15 protein-coding genes and 2 rRNA genes are annotated in these 24906 nt (G+C 34.9%); 5 read left to right on the plus strand and 12 right to left on the minus strand.

What is annotated here, in order from left to right:
* Positions 1-318: 318 nt before the first annotated feature.
* From dnaQ to clpB, 10 genes are all read right to left on the minus strand, one after another.
* Complete coding sequence (gene dnaQ, locus ACN1AG_RS08250; protein ID WP_417905011.1) at positions 319-1014, minus strand: DNA polymerase III subunit epsilon; 696 nt, start codon at positions 1012-1014, stop codon at positions 319-321.
* On the minus strand, positions 1002-1577 hold the full coding sequence (gene coaE, locus ACN1AG_RS08255; protein ID WP_417905012.1) for a dephospho-CoA kinase: 576 nt from the start codon (positions 1575-1577) through the stop codon (positions 1002-1004). Before coaE ends, dnaQ begins: the two co-directional genes overlap by 13 nt.
* A 52-nt stretch (positions 1578-1629) precedes the next feature.
* Positions 1630-2352 carry a hypothetical protein gene (locus ACN1AG_RS08260; RefSeq protein WP_417905013.1) on the minus strand — a complete coding sequence of 241 codons (723 nt, stop codon included), beginning with the start codon at positions 2350-2352 and terminating at the stop codon, positions 1630-1632.
* Positions 2353-2354: 2 nt separating this feature from the next.
* Positions 2355-3293 (minus strand): DNA cytosine methyltransferase, encoded by a 939-nt coding sequence (locus ACN1AG_RS08265; protein WP_417905014.1) that lies wholly within the window; start codon positions 3291-3293, stop codon positions 2355-2357.
* 672 nt (positions 3294-3965) lie between these two features.
* Complete coding sequence (locus ACN1AG_RS08270; RefSeq protein WP_417905015.1) at positions 3966-4538, minus strand: VUT family protein; 573 nt, start codon at positions 4536-4538, stop codon at positions 3966-3968.
* A 301-nt stretch (positions 4539-4839) separates the two neighbouring features.
* A 5S ribosomal RNA gene (rrf, locus tag ACN1AG_RS08275) occupies positions 4840-4954 on the minus strand.
* A gap of 156 nt (positions 4955-5110) precedes the next feature.
* Positions 5111-7886, minus strand: a 23S ribosomal RNA gene (locus ACN1AG_RS08280).
* Between the two features lie 199 nt (positions 7887-8085).
* Entirely contained in the window at positions 8086-12522 is a 4437-nt protein-coding gene (locus ACN1AG_RS08285; protein WP_417905016.1) for a pentapeptide repeat-containing protein, read from the minus strand.
* A gap of 158 nt (positions 12523-12680) precedes the next feature.
* Complete coding sequence (odhB, locus tag ACN1AG_RS08290; protein ID WP_367364736.1) at positions 12681-13868, minus strand: 2-oxoglutarate dehydrogenase complex dihydrolipoyllysine-residue succinyltransferase; 1188 nt, start codon at positions 13866-13868, stop codon at positions 12681-12683.
* 120 nt (positions 13869-13988) lie between these two features.
* Entirely contained in the window at positions 13989-16565 is a 2577-nt protein-coding gene (gene clpB, locus ACN1AG_RS08295) for an ATP-dependent chaperone ClpB (protein WP_417905017.1), read from the minus strand.
* Between the two features lie 872 nt (positions 16566-17437).
* On the opposite strand from clpB, the gene efp reads away from it, so the two are divergent.
* The 5 genes from efp to ACN1AG_RS08320 all read left to right on the plus strand — a co-directional run bounded on the left by efp (position 17438) and on the right by ACN1AG_RS08320 (position 21802).
* Positions 17438-18004, plus strand: a complete 567-nt coding sequence (gene efp / locus ACN1AG_RS08300) for an elongation factor P (RefSeq protein WP_367364734.1) — start codon at positions 17438-17440, stop codon at positions 18002-18004.
* 160 nt (positions 18005-18164) lie between these two features.
* On the plus strand, positions 18165-18920 hold the full coding sequence (locus ACN1AG_RS08305; protein WP_417905018.1) for an inositol monophosphatase family protein: 756 nt from the start codon (positions 18165-18167) through the stop codon (positions 18918-18920).
* A 120-nt stretch (positions 18921-19040) separates the two neighbouring features.
* The gene (locus tag ACN1AG_RS08310) at positions 19041-19376 is read left to right on the plus strand and encodes a DUF2610 domain-containing protein (RefSeq protein ID WP_367364732.1); all 336 of its coding nucleotides are present in this window, start codon (positions 19041-19043) and stop codon (positions 19374-19376) included.
* 205 nt (positions 19377-19581) lie between these two features.
* Positions 19582-20289 (plus strand): metal ABC transporter ATP-binding protein, encoded by a 708-nt coding sequence (locus ACN1AG_RS08315; protein WP_341754860.1) that lies wholly within the window; start codon positions 19582-19584, stop codon positions 20287-20289.
* A 742-nt stretch (positions 20290-21031) separates the two neighbouring features.
* Entirely contained in the window at positions 21032-21802 is a 771-nt protein-coding gene (locus tag ACN1AG_RS08320; RefSeq protein ID WP_417905019.1) for a hypothetical protein, read from the plus strand.
* 49 nt (positions 21803-21851) lie between these two features.
* Here the strand turns inward: ACN1AG_RS08320 and ACN1AG_RS08325 are convergent, their stop codons facing one another.
* Both ACN1AG_RS08325 and ACN1AG_RS08330 read right to left on the minus strand, forming a co-directional pair.
* Complete coding sequence (locus tag ACN1AG_RS08325; protein ID WP_341754728.1) at positions 21852-22841, minus strand: ribonucleotide-diphosphate reductase subunit beta; 990 nt, start codon at positions 22839-22841, stop codon at positions 21852-21854.
* A gap of 183 nt (positions 22842-23024) precedes the next feature.
* The gene (locus tag ACN1AG_RS08330; RefSeq protein WP_417905020.1) at positions 23025-24851 is read right to left on the minus strand and encodes a ribonucleoside-diphosphate reductase subunit alpha; all 1827 of its coding nucleotides are present in this window, start codon (positions 24849-24851) and stop codon (positions 23025-23027) included.
* Between the last annotated feature and the right edge of the window lie 55 nt (positions 24852-24906).

Below are 24906 nucleotides of genomic sequence, written 5' to 3' on the forward strand. Positions count from 1 at the left end.
TCTAGGCTTCTGAGCCGATGTCATAACGGGCTTATAACTAAAAACGAATTAGATGGATTTTTAGCACAGCAATACTTTTTCTCTAATTGAGCATTGATATTATTACTATAATTGCTTAGTGGAATCACTAAAAGATGCTAAAATATCTTGTACCTCCCGTTTAATATATGGCAGTTCTTTAACAAGTATAATGACCCCATAAAACTAGACCAGTGACTAAGTCATTTATTACCTTATCACGCCAATCATACAAGTCACTGGTCTAGTTTTATAGGGCCATTATAGTATATATGTCATTCTCACTTTCGCACACTGGTTCTACAACCAAATTGGAGAAAGAATTTTTGACAAAAACTCTTTATGTTTTTGTAACTCTTCCTTAGTTGGTTTGATAACTACAGTATTCTTTTTATTTGCCATAGTAGTTTGAACCACTAACTCGTCTATATTTTGTGCCTTTTGGCTATTAATATTGAAACTTATCTGCCTACCTCCAGTAAGTTCAACATAAACTTCTGCCAGTAATGCCGCATCTTTAAGCGCCCCATGCAACTTACGTGCAGAATTGTCAATTTTATATCTTTTACATAATGCGTCAAGATTAGCTTTCATTCCAGGAAACATCTTCCGAGCTAAAGCAAGAGTATCGATAATATTGGAAAGTTCTAAATACTCTGTAGAAGGTCTTTTGAGCAGAGATAACTCATAATTAATAAACTTAACATCGAATGCTGCATTATGGATAATAAGCCTGCTATTGTTAATAAACCCTAGGAACTCGTCAACAATTTCTTCAAAAGGTGGTTTGTCTTTTAAAAATTCCCCCGATATGCCATGTATTCGATAAGCTTCCGTCGGCATATCCCGCTTTGGATTAATATAAAAATGAAAATGTTTGCCGGTTAGAACTTTATTAACCATCTCAATAGCACCAATCTCAACAATTCGGTGACCACTTTTGGGATCTAAACCAGTTGTCTCAGTATCTAAAATTACTTCTCTTAATTGCTGCATTTTAATTCTTCTATTAGTTGAGTTATTTGTTTATCTAAATCTACTAGATTAACATCCGTATTAATAATAAAATCTGCTTTTTCTATTTTAATCTGTTGTGGCAATTGAATTTGTGCTATTTTATTATAAGCTATTAAATTAAAAGCCTCTCTAGACATTGCACGTTTTAATCTAGATTCTTCTGAGCAGAATGTTGTAACATAAAAATCAAAATATTGATTAAATCCAGCTTCAAAAAGTAATGGTATCTCAGCAAATGTAATCTCTGATTTACTATTTTGCTGTTTAAAAAGAAACAAACTCTCCACTACAAATGGATGAATAAAATTTTGCAGTTTGTTTCTTGCTGAATCATTAGCATAGATTAGCTCTGCAATCTTTCTTTTATCAAAGCTTTTTAGATCAGGTAGTAAGTTAAGAACCATATTTTGTATTTCTGACTCTTCGTATAGGTTCTTAATATATTCGTCAGCAGAAAAAGTTATAAATCCTAAATTAGCTAAATAATTTAAGACAAAAGTTTTGCCTGAAGCATAACTACCGGTGATTCCTACCGCGATCATTGTAATAAATATTTTATTTTTTCTAAGTAATTTTCACTTTAAGGGATTTAATTTAGATAACGTAATTACCTAACTCATAATTTTTCATTTCTTTTATAAATTCATACATTCTCAATTGCAATTGAATGTTATTACCTGGGTGAGTTGGGTCGGTTTTTATTTTATGCGAACATAATTTACCATTCCCACCTTTTCTTTTAAAAATTATCAAATTCCCAATAAGCAAATTACCACCTTTAGGTGTAAAAGATATGTCATATTTTAAATGTTTTAAAATATTTTTCATTGAATAAATATGCATGACACTTTCTTGTCTATCGTATAGTACTAATATTTCTCGAGCTTTCTTATAAGACATAGACCATTCCACTATATCTTTTACAATAGGTTTAAATATTAATACTGCTTTCTCTTTTTCACTTTCTGGGAAAAAATCATACTTTGTAGCTCCTCTTTTGGCTTTTTCAACAAGTAGATTTTGCAACCACTTTAAGCAATCTAAATTAAATTTTTCGCAGAATTTTTCAGGTGTGGTTCTTGTTAGTTGATTTAAACCAGTCTTAAAAGACTTTATATTGGCATCAATATTTCTCCCACAAGAAAATTCCATTTTTACATCTACTTTTTCATTATGTACTCCGCTACAAATCGCAGTTATGAAGTTTCCTTGTATTTTAAAGTTTTCTTGAATTTTTTGTATGATTTTTTGATGATCTCCTATGCTATTTTTAAACAGAACCTCAACATTTTTTCCTATATAAGCATTTCTATTCATAATTATGATATTCCAATTGAATCATAAATATTACTGATCATCTTTGGTATAACAGCATTGCCAAGCTGTTGATAACCTTTTATCCCTTCTATAACATGGTGATTTCTTGGGAATCCCATTAAGCTTTTACATTCATTAATTGATAATCGTCTAATTCTATTATTAATTAAATATAAGCCTGTTCTTGCACCTACTCCTCCACCAAAAGCGGAAAGAGTTACTGCATGTCCCAAGGGGCTATAGATTCTTTCTCCTTGACCACCTTTATTAACATAACCAATTCTTAGAGGTCTTAAATTTCTTTCAATTTCTTTATTGCCATCTATTACTATGTCATCTCTTTTAATATATAAACTATCATCAACTTTTTCTTCTAAAATATCATCTAAATAAACTCTTGCAAAAGTTTCTTTTGGCGGTAAATATTTAAATTTTAGATCATTATCGTAATCTTTACGTAAACAAACAAAATAAACCCTTTCTCTTGATTGAGGTATGCCAAAAAAAGAAGAATTTAGAATATGCCTATAAACTTTATAACCAATTTCATCCAATTTTATATCTATTGTTTTAATTACCGATCCATTATCAATATTAATTATGTTTTTGACGTTCTCAAGCAATAAAACATATGGTTTATGATATTGGGCGATTCTAATTATTTCATAAAATAATCTTCCGTTACTGCCTTTTAATCCCAATTGCTTACCAGAAATACTAAAGGGTTGACAAGGAAAACCTGCACATAAAATATCGTGTTTTGGTATTTTTTTTTCTGAGATTTCGTTTAAATCGCCATAAGGTCTTTCCCCGAAATTTTTTGCATAAGTTTCTTGAACGTCCTTATCTATATCTGAAGAAAAAACACACTCCATTCCTTTTCCTTCTAAAGCAATCCTAAATCCACCGATACCGCAAAACAAGTCTATAAATTTATACACATTATTCCTGTTTAAATAAGTTATGATATAGTTAATTCAGTTAGATTTGATCAGGGCAATTTAAGAATCGCAACTAATAGTTGGTATAAATATAATCTTAACTACTGCCGATGTCATGCCTGCGAAAGCGGGAATGACATCGCTTTTAGCTAAGAGATAACATTAACATATAGCTAAGACCTTCTTGGGTTAGCTATATAGGGTGTTGGCAAAGTCATATAAATGCTATATAAAGCAAATTTTTAAGTAATTTTCTAGTTAAATTGTCAACAAAATAAGTAAAATTATATAATATATTCTCAAAATATAACGATAATTTTACTTTATTACTACTTTGCCAACACCCTCTAATATCATTTGAGTATATATACTCTAGAATAGAAAATCAAGAATTACGTCGTCATTATCCAAGATTCTAGCGGTATACCTGATGAATTTCAAGAGTTGGCTAGGCGTACGAGTGGCGAGCGAACGGAACGTAGTCAAACCTACATGAATACGCGAAGTCCCATCGTGCCACAACACCAACACTTGAAAGGCGAAGGGTATACTCACGTATTAACTGTACGACCCTAGTCCCTCGACTTGGTAATTCCCGCTACTATCATGATTTTGATTCTATCGTCTACCAACTCTTGAAATGATAGCAGTATACTCAGCTATATTTTTTATTCAAGAATTCCTCAGTTCGCGGGTACTCCTATTATTGCAATATACTTTTTGGACTAAAAATGATCCCAAAAATATACATATATAAACTGTTAATGAATATGCACATTTAAATAATACTTCTTTTAAAAATACTGACAAAACTCTACTTGTAGAGAATATATTTACAAAGAATCCTGACATCACAATACCATCTACAACCGCGCCCATCATTAAACCAGCAAAATTTCTTGTATTCAAAGAACATGTTGACTTGAGCTGTAAAAATACACTTGTACTACAATATGTTGATAACAATATAGATACCAAAGATACAATAATAATTCCATTAATAACACGACCATGAATATAATAATTGAAGTCCCATAACAAGCCAAAGATTACTATTATACACAACATCACAGCAGTTAAAGCTTTTTTCCTACCATATAGTTCAGATATGATATTTGCAGTTAAAGCTAAAAACACAAATACTAAAGAACACTGAGATATTTTATTAAAAAAATTTAATGAATAAGTGAATATACCAAGTAGTATTACTAGTGGTATGTAAAACTTAGTGTTAATATTGTTCATATTCCCTCCTTCTTTTTGCTCTAATTTTATCAAATAATATGGATTATTGTTAGTAGATAATTTAATTGATTTTTACAAACTTACTTTTTAAAAGGCTTGCTTGCAAGGGTAGTTAAATGATTTGGAGAATTGGAACACAAAACAAATGTCTAATGACAATTTGTATACTCTTATGCTTTTAAAAATTGTTTTTTAAAAGCATCAGGAACTCACGTACTACTTTAGTTCACCCCTCATTTTCAAGTCCAATTCGTAGGATTATTTGAGTGTACATGACCTTCATAAAAAATTTGCATTGCAAGCTTGGCAGCAACTTACTCTCCCATGCCTCAGGGCATAGTACCATCAGCACTACGAGGTTTCACGTTCGAGTTCGGTATGGGATCGGGTGTTTCACTCGTGCTATAACCACCAAGCTAGCAATACAAATTTTTTTATATAATAGACTTCTTTAGACATTTATTCATAGAACCATAATTTCAAAAGAGGTCTAAAATTTGAGTTGTTGATAAAACTGAAAACCTTTTTATGTTTCTTGCAGAATTAATGCTGTACACAAGTACAACCTCAGCAAAGTAAAACAATCGAGCTATTAGTACCAGTTAGCTACACACGTTACCATGCTTCCACACCTGGCCTATCAACGTGGTGGTCTTCCACGGCTCTGATAGGGAAGTCTAGTTTTGAGGTGGGTTTCCCGCTTAGATGCATTCAGCGGTTATCCCTTCCGTACTTAGCTACCCAGCTATGCCGCTGGCGCGACAACTGGTCCACCAGAGGTACGTCCACCTCGGTCCTCTCGTACTAAAGGCAGATCCTCTCAAACTTCCTACACCCACGGCAGATAGGGACCAAACTGTCTCACGACGTTCTAAACCCAGCTCACGTACCACTTTAATCGGCGAACAGCCGAACCCTTGGGACCTTCTCCAGCCCCAGGATGTGATGAGCCGACATCGAGGTGCCAAACGATTTCGTCGCTATGGACGCTTGGAAATCATCAGCCTGTTATCCCCGGAGTACCTTTTATTCGTTGAGCGATGGCCCTTCCACTCGGGACCACCGGATCACTATGACCGACTTTCGTCTCTGCTCGTCTTGTCAGACTCGCAGTCAGGCTAGCTTATGCCATTGCACTCTAATAGTTGATTTCCGACCAACCTGAGCTAACCATCGCGCGCCTCCGTTACTCTTTGGGAGGCGACCGCCCCAGTCAAACTACCCACCATGCATTGTCTCGGATCCTGATTCAAGGATCGCGGTTAGATATCAAGAATCAAAAGGGTGGTATCTCAAGGGTGACTCCACAGTGGCTTGTGCCACCGCTTCATAGTCTCCCACCTATCCTGCACATCTAATTCCTAATACCAGTGCAAAGCTATAGTAAAGGTTCACGGGGTCTTTCCGTCTAACCGCGGGAACTCCGCATCTTCACGGAGAATTCAATTTCGCTGAGTCGATACTGGAGACAGCGGGGAAATCGTTACGCCATTCGTGCGGGTCGGAACTTACCCGACAAGGAATTTCGCTACCTTAGGACCGTCATAGTTACGGCCGCCGTTCACTGGGACTTCAATTCAGAGCTTGCACCCCTCCTCTTAATCTTCCAGCACTGGGCAGGCGTCAGACCCTATACTTCGTCTATTGACTTTGCAGAGCCCTGTGTTTTTAATAAACAGTCGCTACCCCCTAGTTTGTGCCACCTATAAATGGTTGCCCATTTACAGGTCATCCTTCTCCCGAAGTTACAGATGCAATTTGCCTAGTTCCTTCAGCATCGTTCTCTCAAGCGCCTTGGTATACTCTACCTGTCCACCTGTGTCGGTTTAGGGTACGGTCTTTAATGAGGTGTTATTTCCTGGAAAATATTCACTGCACACGCAATCCAATAAGCGTATACAATTTACTATTTCCGTCACATTCCTCAGGTTCAGGAATATTAACCTGATTCCCATCGATTACGCCTTTCAGCCTCACCTTAGGGGCCGACTAAGCCTGCGCAGATTAACTTTACGCAGAAACCCTTGGACTTTCGGCGAGAATGTTTCTCACATTCTTTATCGCTACTTATGTCAGCATTCTCACTTCCGATACCTCCAGCAAACTTCACAGTTCACCTTCACAGGCCTACGGAACGCTCCGCTACCATTTGCACTATTAAAGTACAAATCCGCATCTTCGGTACATGACTTGAGCCCCGTTACATTGTTGGCGCAAGAAAACTTATTTAGACTAGTGAGCTATTACGCTTTCTTTAAATGATGGCTGCTTCTAAGCCAACATCCTAGTTGTTTTGGTTTTCTCACATCCTTTAACACTTAGTCATGATTTAGGGACCTTAGATGGCGGTCTGGGCTTTTTCCCTCTCGACTATGGACCTTAGCACCCACAGTCTGTCTGCTATGCTGTACTCGTCGACATTCGGAGTTTGGTTGAGTTTGGTAAGTCTGTAGGACCCCCTAGCTCATCCAGTGCTCTACCTTCGACGGTAATCGCTATAACGCTCTACCTAAATAGATTTCGCGGAGAACCAGCTATATCCGAGTTTGATTGGCCTTTCACCCCTAGCCACAACTCATCCCCTACTTTTTCAACAGTAGTGGGTTCGGTCCTTCAGCGGATATTACTCCACCTTCAACCTGGCCATGGCTAGATCACTCGGTTTCGGGTCTAATTCATCTAACTAAAGTCGCCCTATTCAGACTCGCTTTCGCTACGCCTACACCTAACGGCTTAAGCTTGCTAGATAAACTAAGTCGCTGACCCATTATACAAAAGGTACGCCGTCACAGAACATATAAACGAGCTTTAAAACTCAATGTCTGCTCCGACTGCTTGTAAGCATTCGGTTTCAGGTCTATTTCACTCCCCTTATCGGGGTTCTTTTCACCTTTCCCTCACGGTACTTGTTCACTATCGGTCACTAGAGAGTACTTAGGCTTAGAGGGTGGTCCCCCTATGTTCAAACAGGATTTCACGTGTCCCGCCTTACTCAAGGACTCCAAAACTTTTTACCTATAAGGGGCTATCACCCTCTATGGCCAACCTTTCCATGTTGTTCTAGTTTTTATTCTGAAGCCACTGGCCTAGTCCGCGTTCGCTCGTCACTACTAACGGAGTCTCGGTTGATGTCCTTTCCTCCAGCTACTGAGATATTTCAGTTCACTGGGTTTGCTTCGCATAGCTATGTATTCACTATACGATACCTGCTAAGCAGGTGGGTTTCCCCATTCGGAAATCTTCGGATCAAAGCTTATTCGCAGCTCCCCGAAGCTTATCGCAGCGTATTACGTCCTTCATCGCCTTCTAGTGCCAAGGCATCCACCAAATGCTCTTATTTTATTTACTTTGATTCTTTTAAAGCTTGAGATTGTACGATGTGTACAGAACTAATTCTGCTACTTTACAGTATCCACTCACGATCATAAATTTTTATTATCGCAGTGTGTATTTAGTTTTCAGTTTTATCAACTTTTCAAACAGCTACAGGATTGTTGCCCTGTGTGAAGTTTTATACCGATTATTCAGAACAATGTCAAACATTATTTTATCTGATTAACAGATTTGTTTGTCTTTCTTTGTTAGCATTTCTATCATATCTTCTTCTATGTTCATTTGGCGACATTGTTTGACTTGCTTTAGGTACTGGTGGAACAACTTTTATTTTTTTTATAGTAGCTTTATTCAAATCTACATTTTTTAGCAAAGGATTTGATTTAACTTCCTCGCTTATATTCCCAACAACTCTTATATTATCTAAATTCATTGTTTTTTCTGGATGTTTTTTATTATATTTTTTAATTTCCGGAAGAAGTGTAGTTAAAGTATTACCATCAATGGTAGCTCCTTCAAAGTCTATATGTTCTTTAAAAGTAACTCTCTTAAAAGAACATTCTTTCAATTCAGCATTTTTCAGAGAACATTTTCCTAATGTCACTTCATTAAAATTAAATCCTTTAATTTCAAAATTATCTAATTTCATATCTACTTTTTCAAAAGATAATCCTCTTAAATCTTTATTACTTAAGGAATAATCAAGTATTGGTGAATACTCATATGAATTACTTCGACTATATTTTTCAGCCTGCTCCTGAAAAATGGAAGATAAATATCTTTTCTCTCCTGGCAATGATACTAAAAGAGGACTTGGCAAAATATCTCCAATAATTTGACCCATTTTTTCACCAATTACTTTTTCACGTGTTGAATTAAACACAAAATGTTTTTGAAAATTATACTTCCAAAGGTTAATAGTAGCTCCTACAGCTAAACTTAGAACTTTTGCATCAGATAACAAATTAATCAATGGACGAACCATTGCACTATATTCTCCCTTCTTATAGGAAGCCGTTATTGTTCCTACTTCCTTAGCATGATCCCCTAGTACTTTAACAACTGCCTCACCTTTTAGTTTTAGTTTTTTACCCATCTCGGTTTCATTTAAAAATTTCTCAACCACAGGACCAAGGTCTTTAGCATGTTTTATTAAAAGCTCAGGTATTTTTTCTTGTAAAACTTCTTTAACCTTAGGATTATCCTTATTAAACTTAATAAGAGAGTTTACTAATTCACCAACTTTTTCTGCTTGTTGAGATTCAGGTACGTTCATAACATCTTTAGTTTGTTCAATAATTCGCTCTAACCCATCTTTGTCTGCTAAACAACTTTCAGTAAGTTCTGCTATTATCGGTAAAACATCAACAATAAATGGAATAGTTGCTGCTGTTGCATCACGTACAAATTTAGGATTCAGACCAAGAGATTTAATATTTTGCTGAACTTCTGGTTTATCCAAGAAACCTAAAATATTATCTTTATTATCAGCAAAATATCGTGGTAGAGTCAATTTTAAGGCAGGAGCTAGATCTTGAACGACCTTACCAGCATTATCTAAAATAGAAGCTACCATGGCTTTTTGTATTTCCACTATTTCTTCTTTTCGAGTCGAAGATAAATTTTTATCAGTCAATAATTCCAAGCCAAGATCTTGATGTTTCATATAAAGCTCATAAATCATAACCATTTCAGGAGTATGATCTAATATCGTGCTACTTGCATTAGTTGCCAGTAACATAGTATTTTTAAAAAATTCTTTTGATACGAATCTAGTAAATGTATCGTCTAGAACATTCTCAGCAATTTTGGTAATTTCTTTTTGATTAGCTGGATCGCGTAAAAACTCAACTAAATCTTTCTTGACTAGTTCTGCTACTTTAGGGCTGGTGAAGATTTCTAAAGCATTTTTAATGATATCACGCCCTGAATTCTCGTTAGAAATTATTAGATTTTTATAAATTTCTTGTACTTTTTTATTTGATTCTCCTTCTAATATGCCACCTCCTAATTTTAGCACCAACGGCACTATCCTTCTAATAAAATTTTTATCTACTCCATCAAATATATCAGGATTAACTCTACTAGCTTCTGTAGGTGAAATCATTGGAGCGGGATTTAACACAATGCTTAAAACTGGTAACAAAACACGCTGAGCGATCTGATCTTTCAATAGATCAGACCGTGCTTCATTCAAAGCAGGAATATATATATCAGCCACTGCACCAGCTCCCTTGATTAGATTAGATGCATGTTCTACTTGTTCTTTTTGTAATTTTTGCCTTTCTTCAATTAGCAACTTATCACTTAATAATTTTTCACTCACTTCTTGAAATTTCAGGAAATCAGCATATAGCTCATCATATAATAGCTTCTTTGTATCCAGCGGATTCCTAATAGCTGAAGGTACTATAGTAGCAATATCAAGAAGAAATGCCCCTGTCTCTTTTAATAGGCCTACAGCGATGTGAGGTAAATTCTCTAGTGTTAATTCTAATTGCTCCGCTTTTTTTACTTGTTCCAATTGTTTTTGCTCTTCTTGAAGCTTCTGCGGGATAATTTCTTGACCATTTTGAATGAATGTGCCTTTTAAACCCATCAAATTTACGTCCACAATATCAGTATCAATATCGACCGTAGCTTTGGACAAATCAGCCTCAGCTAACTTTGCCGCACGTAAATTAACCCCTTCTAACTTAACCTTTTCTGCTTGTACTTTTTCCAATATCGCTTGCTGCAATTTTGATTTTGTAAGATCACCATTCATGAATATTACTTCGGTAAAATCACCTTCCTGAGCGTCAATACTCCTCATTATACTATTCGAGAAATCAGCCTTTTGTGCATGAACTTTTTTTAGTATACTATAACTTGTATTGATTCCTTTAGCATTCGCTCCTTCCAAAACCGCCTCTGTTAAGTTAGCAAATTTGACCTCTACTCCTTCTAAAATTGCATTTCTGAAATTTGCCTTTTGTGCTTCCACCATATTTAGATTGGCATTAATAAAATTCACTCCTTCAGCATTAATCCTTCTTAGAATAGCTGCTTCTAAATTCGCTCCATCCAGCTTAGTCAAACCACTTAACTCAGCATCCGACAAATCTAATCCTTTTGCTTCTATGTTCTGCAATATAGTATCTTTAAATTTTGCTTTATGTGCTTCAGCCTTTTCCATCAAAGCATTAGATAAATCACTCTCTATAACCTGACACTCTGTTAAAATAGCTTTATCTAATATTGCATGCTGCATTTGTACTCTTCGTAAATCTGCTGAGATTAAAGCAATACCTTGCAAATCTGCCTGATTAAATGTTGAATCAGTCAATTTTGCGTGATCCCATTTACCATTTTTTATATTTGCATAATCAAAGTTGGAGTTATTTATCACAACCTCTTGACCATTAGAACGAGCCATAAAAGCATGTGTGAACTGACTATTATCAACGACTGCCTGACTTAAATTACTATTAAAAAGATTCGCGTTATCTGCTTTAGACCCTAAAAAATTAGCTCCATCAAGTTCTGCACTCTCGAAATTCGCTTCACTAATATTAGTGCCATTAAATTTGCATCCGGATAAAACGGACCCTGCGAACACAGCACCCCGTAAATCTGCTCCTGAGAAATCTAAACCAGATAAATCAACTCTATCATACCATTCATTATTAGTAGAAGTATCAACTCTACTAGAACAATCTGCAATAATTCTTGCTCCTGATCTTATCTGTGATTTCTCTAATTTAGATTTAGCAAAATCATTTAAGCTTAAATTTTCATTACTCTTTCTTGCCTGCAAATATTGCTCTATATCTTTCCGAGCTAAGGGTACATATTGCGTTTCTTGATTTCGCTGTTCTTTAGTTGATCCTCGTACATAAGCTGGATCAAAAGTACAACTGCTACTGCCATAAATATTTTGAAAAGTTTCATGCATTGGATTATCTTCTCTAGGAAATATTTTTTGCTCAACCATTAGCTTCAGCTCTTCTTCCAGCCTATCATATTCTGAATCCCCGGTTTTATAACCTCCAATACGCCAAGCCTGAGCTTTCAAGCTTAACTTCTTCTCCGCCTCCTCTAATTCTTTTTGTTTACTACTTATAAAATATTGCTGCTCTTTTTTGCGAACTAAGTCACTTTTTATGTCAGCATATTTTCTGCCTAAAGAAGAAGTGGTGCTGAATTTTATCCCCTCAATATCACGTTCTTTCCCTATTTGAGAGTATCCTTTATAGCTATCAGAAAACCTACAATTAGCAAGGTCAGCTCCTCTAAAATCTATGTTTTGTAGAATAGTATCTTCGAAATAAGCCTTGTCAAAATCAACATCACAAAACACTGCATCAGCTAAATTACATTCTTTAAAAGTAGTATTTTTAAATATACAACCAGTAAAATCTCCTCCGCTTAGGTCTGTTACATTACCAGATCTACTAAAAGTCCTATCGGATAAATCTGCAACTACTACTACATTACTATCTTCAAAATATTTTCCCTTTAAATACTGGTTAAGGCTTAAACTTTCCTTAGGATCACTTGCTAAAGTTGCATGCTGAGCTGTAATATAATCCTTTATATCCTTGCTAGTAGGACGAAACTTTTTAATTTTAACATCTGGATCATCGAAAGCATATTTTTTCTTCACCATAACTTACTCCTCAATTATATTCCTTTTCCATATACTCTTCTGCTCCTACGAATTGTTTTTTGAAAATATCAGGAACTCGCGTACTCATGTACTAAATGTACATTCCGCTTACTCGCCCCTCATTTTCAAATCCAAATTCTCCAAATCATTCGAGTATATTAAAGATTTAATAACAATTTCTCAGGATTCTCAATCAATTCTTTTATTTTTACAAGAAAAGTAACTGCTTCTTTACCATCAATAATACGATGATCATAAGATAAAGCAACGTACATCATGGGACGTATTTCTATCTTACCATTAACCACTACTGCTCTTTCTTCGGTCTTGTGAAGACCTAAAATACCTGATTGAGGAGGGTTAATAATCGGAGTTGATAATAGTGATCCATAAACACCACCATTTGAAATGGTAAATGTTCCACCTGACAAATCAGACATAGATAATTTTCCTTCTCTAGCCTTTTTACCCAAACCAGCAATTTCTTTCTCAACCTTAGCAAAACTCAATTTGTCAGCCTGCCTAACTATTGGCACTACTAGACCCTGCTCTGTCCCTACTGCAACACCAATATCATAATAATTCTTATACAGAATCTCATCCCCTTCTATCTCGGCGTTTACCGATGGGACTGCTTTAAGAGCTTCAATAGTAGCTTTTACAAAAAATGACATAAATCCCAGCTTAACCTTATGCTTCTTCTCAAACTCTTCACGATACTGCATACGCAAATTAATAACTTTCAACATATCAATTTCATTAAAAGTAGTTAGAATAGCTGCAGTATTTTGTGATTGTTTTAAACGATCCGCTATAGTTTTACGAAGACGTGACATTTTAACACGCTCAACCATCCCTTCATTTGTACGTACAACATTGGCTATAACAGGTAATTCTGTTTCTTTTGCAGGCGGGGTATTTATGAACTCTAGTACATCTCCCTTGGTCACTCTGCCTTCTCGACCAGTACCTTTTATGTCAGCTAATTGCAGTTTATTTTCACTCACTAATCTTTGCACCGAGGGCGGAACATCAACCTTGTTGGTACTTGCAGGTTGCTGTTTTATCTCTTTGTCTAGTGTACTAGGTGAAGCTACACTAGAAGCTTCTCCTTCGGTGATTTGTCCTACGCTCTCACCCACATATACTGTATCGCCCTCATTCTTAAGTATTTTGCTTATTACACCAGAGGAAAGTGCATTTACTTCTAACGTAACTTTCTCTGTCTCAAGTTCTAAAAGTAGCTCATCCACTTTTACCGCATCTCCTTGTTTTTTATGCCATTTAGCAATAGCCGCTTCTGATACAGACTCTCCAAGAGATGGAACTATAATTTCAATACTCATAATTATTTTATTCTCCTAATTATATTCTATTATAAACTCAATTCGACGTAAAACATCGGTTTAATAGCCTAGGGTGTCCCTGCACCTTCAGATGTCACCATTCACTATGGCAAAATCTTCTCAGGTTACTTTATTAATAACTAGTTCACTACCAGTTGATTTTATGTTTACCGTATCACCGCTCATAATACTACTCGAAAGAATCATTTTGGCAAAATGATTCTGTAGTTCTCGTTGAATAACTCTCTTTAATGGTCTAGCACCAAACATTGAGTCATAACCCTTATCAGCAAGGTAATTTATAGCTGATTCATCAAATTCCAATATAATATTTTGTTGCAAAAGAATTTTTTTCAGATTATCCAGTTGTATTTTAACAATATCATGTATGTTGGCACGATTTAGTTTATGGAATAGAATAATCTCATCTAGCCTATTTAAGAATTCAGGTTTAAATACGGCTCGTACATATTCCATTACTTGTTCTTTGATTTTATGTTGGTCATCTTCTTCTCGTTGATTAATAAGTATTTCAGCTCCAAGGTTAGAAGTAAGAACAATAATGGTATTTTTAAAATCAACGGTTATCCCTTGACTATCGGTTAGTCGTCCTTCATCTAAAATCTGCAGCATGATGTTAAAAATATCTGAATGAGCCTTTTCTACTTCATCAAATAAAATAACTTGATAAGGTCTCCTACGCACTGCTTCTGTTAAAATGCCTCCCTGCTCATAACCAACATATCCTAGAGGTGAGCCAATCAAACGTGATATGGAGTGTTTCTCCATATATTCAGACATATCAACTCTGAGAATAGCGTTACGATCATTAAATAAAAAAAGTGCTAAAGCTTTGGTTAGTTCAGTTTTCCCAACACCAGTTGGACCTAAAAATAAAAATGACCCAAGTGGTCTGTTAATATCTTGCAAACCAGCACGAGAACGGCGTACGGCATCACTGATTCCTTTTATAGCTTCATCTTGACCGATCACTGACCTGCGAAGTTTATCTTCCATAGCTAGTAGTTTTTCACGTTCGCTTGATAGCATTGTATCAATCGGTATACCAGTAATTCTAGATATGATTATAGCTATATCGTTTTCCGATACAACTTCTTTTGATAGTTTGTTATCTCCTCCTTCCATTGCTTGTTGTAGTTTCTTAGTCAAATCAGGAATAACACCATATTTTAGCTCACTAGCCCGTGCAAGATCGCTACTTCTTTCTGCTCGTTCAAGTTCTGCTCTAGCTTTTTCTAGTTCCTCTTTTAATTTTTGCTCAATATGTATTTTGGATTTTTCAGCTTGCCAGCTAGCACTCATATCATAAGAAAGAGATTCAAGTGTTTCTAATTCATCGGTTAAGAGGATAATTTTCTTTTTTGAATGTTCATCATTTTCTTTTTTTAGAGCTGCTAGTTCAATCTTTATTTGAATAATACGGCGATCAAGTTCATCCAATTCTTCTGGTTTACTAGATAATTCTATTTTTAATCGACTACATGCTTCATCGATTAAGTCAATGGCTTTATCTGGTAAGTAACGATCAGTAATATATCTATTGGATAAAGTGCTGGCAGCAACTATAGCACTATCAGCAATTCTTACACCATGATGTAATTCGTATTTGTCCTTAATACCACGTAAAATTGATATAGTATCTTCTACTGTTGGCTCACTAACGTAAACTGCCTGAAACCTTCTAGCAAGAGCTGCATCTTTTTCAATATATTTACGGTATTCATCTAAAGTAGTAGCACCAATACAATGGAGTTCCCCTCTAGCAAGCATGGGCTTTAGTAAATTTGATGCATCCATAGCCCCATCTGTTTTGCCAGTTCCTACTAAAAGATGTAGTTCATCAATAAATAAAATGATTTCCCCTCCAGATTCTTTAATCTCGTTTAATACCGCTTTTAGTCGTTCTTCAAATTCTCCGCGATATTTAGCCCCAGCAATTAAAGCTCCCATATCAAGTTCAATGATACGGCAATTTACTAGCGTTTCTGGAATGTCTTGGCTAAAGATTCTTTGAGCTAATCCCTCTATTATGGCTGTTTTACCAACTCCTGGCTCTCCTATCAGCACTGGATTATTCTTCATTCTTCTTGATAAAACTTGTACTGTTCTTCTAATTTCCTCATCTCTGCCAATTATTGGATCAAGTTTACCAAGTTCTGCTAGCCGCGTGACATCTCTACCATATTTCTTTAAGGCATCGTAACTACTTTCAGAAGATTCGCTATCTGCTTTCTTACCTTTTCTTAACTGCAGAATTGCGGCGTTTATTTTTTTACTAGTTATTGAATTATCCAATAAAATTTTACCAGCAGGTGTTTGGTCATACGATAATGCTTCAAAAACTCGCTCAATAGTGATAAAACTATCAGCATTATCCTTAGCAATATCTGAGGCTTTATTAAGTAATTTTAAGCTTTCCGATGATAAATAAAGCTGTCCTCCTCCCTCAATTTGTACTTTTGGGATTTTGTTTAATTCTATAGTTACAGCTTTATTTAAATCGTCTAAGCTACTACCCAAAATATTAATGAGGTTAGTAATAATGCCGCTATCATCATTTAACAAACTCGCCAGTATATGTAATGGCAATAGTTGCTGATGATCATTTTTTGCTGCTAAGCTTTGGGCATTAGAGATGACAGATTTTGCATGTGTAGTAAATTTATCCATATTCATTTCAATAACCTTATAAATTTTAAATTAACCTCAAATATCGATGTAAGAATAATTATTATTCTCTTTTTTTTTAATCATAGTTGATGATATCACCCCTAATGGCGATGATTACTTGAGCCTAGTATTAACTTGTTACATCGCATTAAGGTTAGAATATATCATAATATTTGACCCCACTAAGTATTTTATATAATTAATGGTTAATAATAATACAAGGGGCTATAGCTAAACCCGAAAATGTTTGAGTCATGAAAACGATGTTATAAACTAGCTCAAGGCAAAGCCTTCCCGCGTAGGCAGGAAGGCTTTCAACCCACAACTGTCGAAAGTTAGAAGGTATAGGTGGTTTTAGAAGATTTTCATAAGTAAAATAACCTCAGTTCGATATAAGAATTAATAATTCTTATATCGAACTGAGGTTATAACAATAAATTTGCAGGAAATGATAAACAAAAATTTAATATATTTGATTCAACAACTATCAGTTTATCTAGTTAAAGAATTCAATACCAAATAGTATAAGATTTTGTACTTTTTTGTGGCGGTAATCCAAACTTGGTGGAGCTGAAAATATGATCCACTTCGAACTTTCGACAGTTGTGGATCGTAGGTAGCCACGTACTAAATGTACGCCTAGCACTTCGACCCTTCAACTCCTGCTACTATCATAATTTTGATTCTATCGTCTATCAACTCTTCATTTACGAGTAACGCGAATTCGGGATAAGAATTAACTAATTCTTATCCCGAATTGGGGTGAGTAGTATACATTTGACCTTTATCGATAAAAATGATAAAATAGACCTAGAAAGGTGTTAATAACCAGCTTGAACAAATATACAAAATAATTATTTTAAATAAGTGATAATAATATGAAAATTTCAGCAAATGCTATTAGGGCTGGTAACATTATAGTGTATAATGATGATTTATGGGTTGTAAGCAAAACACCTGAACATACCAAACCTGGTAAAGGTGGGGCTTATGTGCAAGTAGAGATGAAAAATTTAAAAACTGGTACAAAACTTAATGAGCGTTTTAATTCATCCGATTACGTTGAAAAAGCACAGCTTGAGAATAAGGATTTACAATTCCTATATTTTGAAGGTGATGATCTCGTGTTAATGGATAATGAGACATTTGAGCAGATTTTAATTAATAAGGCAATTCTTGGCGAATGTTTGCCATTTCTTGAGGATAATATGGTACTCAAGGTACAGTTTTATGAAGAAAAAGCTTTAAATGCTGAATTACCGCAAACCGTTATTGCTGAAATTATGCAAACTGATCCTGTAATTAAAGGCTCTACGGTAACATCTTCTTATAAACCAGCGATTTTAACCAATGGAGTAAAGGTAATGATACCACCTTATTTAGTTACCGGAGAGAAAATAGTTGTAAAAATTGAAGATATAAGCTTTGTTGAGAGAGCAAAGTAATATATACTCAGGTAGAACTTCAAGAATTAGCGTTCCCGCAACCTAAAGATCGAAGCTGCTCCGTTACTCATGTACGCTACGCCGCTCGACTTTGCTACTGCCTGGCTCTTCTTGAAGTATACTATCGTCTATCATCAACCCTTGAAATCATATATAGCTTATGCAGCCTATAACTAACTTACTTATTACTGCATCATGTAAAGCTGTTAAGTTTCTGCAGAGAGATTTTTTGGAGCTGGAAATGCTTCAAAGATCTAACAAGGGAAACTATGATTTCTGCAATAAGTCTTATGTTAAAACACAAGACTTATTACGTAATGAGTTGCAAAAATATACAAGTTCTTTATTTTTTCCAGAGGATAAGTTTGAATTGGATAACGCTTCTGAGATGGTTTTATTAATAAATCCGCTTGATAGTTTGAGTAATTTAGAGAAAAGTATACCATTTTTTGCTGTATCTATAACGTGTTTAAAAAAGATTAATAAAATTTTAACCACGGTTTGTACTGTGATAAACTTTCCAGCTCTTGATGAGATTTATTATGTTGAGAAGGGAAAAGGGGTATGGGTAGGAAATAATACCACTAATAATAGTGGTAGATTAAGAGTTTCGGCTTGTTCTAGTTTTGATAATTTTCTAATTTCTACTGACGATCTTAACATAAACCCAGTTTTTTTGAAAAATGCTAGGGTTTTTGGTTCTCATTGTTATGGAATGCTATTACTTGCGGCTGGTAAGATTGATGCTGTTTATTTTTCATCATTAAATTACACTTTAAAAGCTAGCTTTGATTTAATTGTCCGAGAATCAGGTGGAGCAATAATAAATAATGACAAAACGTTTGTTGCTACTAATTATGAACTTTCCGAGAAATTTAAACATCTATTACTTGAAAAAACGTCATTGAGTAGTTAAGTTCTGTCGCCAAAATTTTTTACTTTTATTTTTTTGTTAGATCATATACAATTTTGTTAGGGATAAGTTTTTTAGGATTAAATCTTGAAATCCCTAATATTATTCTAATAATGTTATGTTATGAAAAAGTTTAGTGTTAATTGTGATTTTGGTGGACAAATGGCACCATTTACCATATATGTAGGGCAACCTGAGCCGGGGCATCATCCCTTGCATTTTCAGGATGACTGGTTATCAAAGCAACGTGGTGGGAAAATACCAGCTGAGGTCATGGATGCGATAACTAAACTGCAAGAACTGGCTAATAAGAATAATGTTCTGCTGGAAGAATTGTGTGTGTATGCTCTTGGTTCTGCACAAGAGGAGGAGGATAAATCTGAAAAAAGTGAAGAATCAGAAAGTGATAATGACGACCAAGATGGTAATAATGATGTTAACGGTGACACTGCTAGTTAACCTGAGTTCGATGTAACTGGCTTGATGTCACCCCTGCTTCGGTGCGGGGTCTAAAATATCTAATAGTATTCTTGGTTATTTTTTAAGATCCCTGCTTTCGCAGGGATGACATCTAGGAGATTAAACCTATGTCTTACATCAAACTGAGGTTAGTTAGTTATTATAATTGACACACAATAATAATTTTGATCAGGTGGTTGTGTCTATATCAGAAGATATTACATTAATAAAATTCAGTAATGTATCTAAACAATTTGGCAAAAAGTTACCCCTTACTAATATTAATTTTACCGTTAAAAAAGGCGAGGTTACGACTTTAATCGGTCCAAATGGTGCTGGAAAAACAACAATAGCTAGATTAATCTTGGGATTAGACAGTGCCTCATCTGGTAATATAACAATTCACCCACATCTAAAAATTGGCTATGTACCGCAGAGACTAGATTTTGCTTCAGACTTACCAATTACAGCTGAAAATTTTTTGTATTTATTAGCCTCAAATGCTACTCGCAATGATTGGCAAGAATGGGGTAATTTTATTGATTTTGATAATTATAAACATCATGATATTTCAGAACTTTCTGGTGGTCAATTTCAGAAGCTAATTCTGACTGCTACCTTACTCAACAATCCTGATCTAATCATTTTAGATGAACCAACTCAATCATTAGATGTTACTAGTCAGCAAGAATTTTATCGGATTATTAATCAAATAAAAAAACGTCTCAATATTACGATTTTTATGATATCACATGACTTATTTACTGTGATGAAAAATTCTGACCAAGTTATATGTTTGAATGGACATATATGTTGTAGCGGTAAACCTAACGATTTAGCACAGAACCAAGACTTCCTAAACACCTTGTCATCAATTGGTTTTTATGTCCATCATCATGACCATAAACATTAGATCTTTTTGGCAAACTCACTTAGGCATTGCCCGCGTAGACCACTAGTATAATGCTATGATTTCAAGAGTTGATGGACGAAGGTCAACTATATCTTCTCTTTATTAGGATTTTCTGCTTCTAATTTTTATAGAAAATTGATTATATAATCACCGTTTACCTTAGGATTATCTGTGCTAACTAATTACGCGAATTCGGGATAACAAGTTATCCCAAATTCGGCTGTATATATAGAAACAATCAGGTTTGAAGCGGTTCTACACCTGATTGTTAAAATATCATTTGCGTTCAATAGATGATTTTAATTATTAAAATCATCTATTGAACGATAAAAAAGTTAAAATGTACTCGCAGAACCGCTTCAAGAGTACATTTTTCTTTATATCACAGCTAATTCGGGATAAGAATTATAATTCTTATCCCGAATTAGGGTTAATTGCAAATCAGATAAATTAATCGCTCCTATTAAATGTTTCCTTTTCCAATCATTAAATGTTGGTAAAGTTTTATTTTGATTCTTTCTTATCCAACCACAACGTGCTTTTGTTTAATACTGAGGATGAACGCTATCCATAAAATGAAGAATTGGTAGAAGTAACCTCAGTTCGATATAAGAATTAATAATTCTTATATCGAACTGAGGTTTATTACTAATGTTAAAAACATCTATTTTTTGCAGTCATTTTAGTATACTATTATTTTATTTACCACCAATATATATCATAAGATATTATAGGATATGAAATGAAAGATCGGAAAGAAATTGAGACATATATGGCATATAAGCCTGCTCAGATATATAATGTCTTGAAAGATTTATCTAGAAGCCAAGAATATAAACTATCAGCAGAGACGTATGAGAATCCAGGGAATCCGGGGAATAAAATCAATTATTATCTTAAAAAGGACAATAATTATATCACTGCCCCATCTCATGATGCTCAAAAAGGCAATTCGCTTACAACAACTGCAGCCCCATTAAAGGATACACTTGGAGTACTAAACCAAGATCCTAATTGGAAGCAAGCAATAATTCCTATGTGTCAGTCTAACAAATATTTTCTTGGATTGCTGACAAGGAGACATTTCACATATTTAGAACTGAATAAAGATAAAGATGGAAATATAACATCTCATCATCATGATTCCAAAGGATGGCTTAGCCGTTTTTACCCACTAAAACCAATTAGAGATTCACTAGAAGAAACATTTGGAAAAGATAGAGTTACCTTTAAATCATCATATCTAGGTCATCAAAAAATAGCTGATAATATAAATTGCGGTCGATTCATCCTGTCTTATATAAAAAACGTTATTACTGGTGATCCTGCTAAAAATAAAATAAATCCTCAAACGCAGACAAGTTTATTTAGCGATTTTGACACAACAATTAACAATCCACCTCAGGAGAAAAAGATTTTACCTAAAGCTAAAGTCCCAACACCGACTCCCCATATGGTAGACCACGTATCACGCATTAGTAGACAACCTAATAATCCAGCAAGAACACATTAAACGCGAATTCGGTATAAGAATTAACTAATTCTTATCTAGAATTGAGGTATTAAGTCGTACCACTCCTCCCACCATCCATCTCAGCAAATACATCTTCCCACGATCCAGTAGTTGCAGCTTTGGTATATTCGGTCACCCTTCCTTCAAAGAAATTAGTATGTTCAGCACCGTTTAAGATTTCATCAAGCCAAGGTAATGGATTATTATCAACTAAATAAATTTCTTTAAGTCCAAGCTGCATTAATCTACGATCGGCAATATAACGAATATATTGTCTTACTTCTCTAGCTGTCAGACCTTTAATGCCACCAACTTCAAATGCCAGTTCAATAAAGGCATCTTCAAAATGCACAATAGTAGCACACGCTTCATAAAGACGGCTACGAAGCTCTTCAGTCCATACTTCAGGATTTTCTCTAATAAAAGTTTTAAATAACATAATGATTGAATCAGTATGTAACGTCTCATCCCTTACTGACCAACTAATGATTTGCCCCATACCTTTCATTTTATTGAAACGAGGAAAATTAAGTAAAATGGCAAATGAAGCAAATAGTTGTAATCCTTCAGTAAATGCCCCAAATACTGCTAAAGTTGTGGCGATATCTTCTTTCGTTTCTACACCGAAACGCTGCATATAATCATATTTATCTTTCATTTCTTTATATTTAAGAAATGCTGAATATTCAGTTTCTGGCATACCTACGGTATCAAGCAGATGAGAATAAGCAGCAATATGAATTGTTTCCATATTAGAAAACGCCGATAACATCATCAACACTTCCGTTGGCTTAAATACCCTAGAATAATGTTTCATATAACAATTATTCACTTCAATATCTGCTTGAGTAAAGAAACGAAATATTTGAGTTAATAAATGTTTTTCTCCAGGACTTAAATTATATTTCCAATCTTTTAGATCATCAGCTAGCGGCACTTCCTCTGGTAACCAATGAATTCGTTGTTGAATATGCCATGCTTCATAAGCCCATGGATAAGAAAATGGTTTGTAAATTGGACGAGCATCCAGTAAAGACATATATATATTTCCTTTTTAAGTATATTAAATTAACCTGAGTTTGATGTAAGAATAATTCTTCCTTCTTGTGAAGGTAATGTCATTCCCGCGTAGGCGGGAATCTAGAATGTCTAAAGCACCCTTTCTGTCTGTTTCTTTAGATTCCGCTACTTTCGCAGAATGACATCAAGGCTACCATATTCATTACTGACAGGATAAACATTCATCATAAGACACAACTTCTTCTTGTTTTTTCTTATTATCTCGTTCAATATCTTGAAAATCCACTTTCTTGACATCGTGTGATACTTTATCGGCTCTTTGAATTGAGGTTGATCTACAATAATATAAACTCTTAACCCCTTTCTTCCAAGCTCTAAAATGGATATTATTTAAATACATTTTACTTACATTGCCTGCTAAGAAAACATTTAGAGATTGAGATTGCGAAACATATGGTACCCTATCTGCTGCTAGATCAATAAGCCAATTTTGATCAATCTCATAAGCAGTTCTAAAAACATCTTTTTCATGGCTGGATAAAAAGGTTAGATGTTGAACTGAGCCTTCATGAGTTGCAATTGATGACCAAACCTGCTCATTATTAAAACCTTTGGTGCTTAACAGCTTTTCTAAATATTTGTTACGTACATTAAAAGATCCAGTAAGAGTCTTTTGGACAAAACTATTAGCAGCAAATGGTTCAATTCCAGGCGAACTATTGCCAGCAATAATAGAGATTGATGCCGTAGGAGCAATAGCTGTTTTATTACTAAACCGTTCGTTAATACCTACTTCAGCTGCATCGAGGCAAGCACCACGTTCATCAGATAGAACTACTGAAGCTTTATCAACTTCTTTATGAATATGTTCAAATATTTGATTATTCCAAACCTTTGCCATTACCGACTCTATTGGTACATCCTTTGATTGTAGGAATGAGTGAAAACCCATAACACCTAAACCTACACTACGTTCACGCATTGCTGAATATTTAGCTCGCTCCATGGTACTAGGTGCTTTAGTGATAAAATCTTCAAGTACGTTATCTAAAAAACGCATTACGGTAGGAATAAACTCGGGGTCATTTTGCCAATTATCAAAATATTCTAAATTTACAGAAGACAAACAACACACAGCGGTTCTAACCTTACCCAAATGATCAATGCCAGTTGGTAGGGTAATCTCGCTACAAAGATTAGAAGTTTTTACTTGTAGCCCAAGTTTTTTATGATGCTGCGGAATATATTTATTGACAGTATCAATAAATAAAATATAGGGTTCTCCAGTTTCTATTCTAGTAGTTAGTAACTTAACCCACAAATCTCTAGCCTTAACTTCACGTACAACTTTTTTAGTAGCAGGGCTGATTAATGGAAAATTTTCATCACTCTCAACTGCTTGCATAAATGCATCTGTTACAGCTATACCGTGATGCATATTTAAAGCTTTACGATTAGTATCACCACCAGTATGGCGTCTTAAATCTATGAATTCCTCAATTTCAGGGTGATCAATTGGTAAATATATAGCAGCATTACCACGTCTAATTGACCCTTGAGAAATAGCTAAAGTCATAGAATCGACAACCTTGACAAATGGGATAATGCCAGAAGAAGTACCTTTGCCTTTAATTGCCTCATTAATCGAACGAACATTGCCCCAATAGCTTCCTATACCACCACCACGTGAGGCTAACCAAACATTCTCAGTCCAAAGATCTACAATACCTTCTAAACTATCATCTGTTTCATTCAAAAAACAAGAGATAGGCATCCCTCTGTCAGTTCCACCGTTACTAAGAACTGGGGTAGCTGGCATAAACCACAACTTGCTTATGTACTCATATAATTGCTGAGCTGATTTTGCATTATCAGCATAGTAGCTAGCAACTCTAGCGAATAAATCTTGAAAATCCTCTCCGGCTAGCAAGTATCTATCTTTTAGCACTGCTTTGCCAAAATTAGTAAGTAAATTATCTCGTTTCTTATCAATTTTTATAGGAAATTTAGTATTTGCTTGCGTTGCCATTGTTATATTATCTTATTGTTTTAATTAAATTCGCGTAAATTGGGATCATAGCAGA

The sequence above is a fragment of the Candidatus Tisiphia endosymbiont of Micropterix aruncella genome (assembly GCF_965178575.1).
GTDB lineage: Bacteria > Pseudomonadota > Alphaproteobacteria > Rickettsiales > Rickettsiaceae > Tisiphia.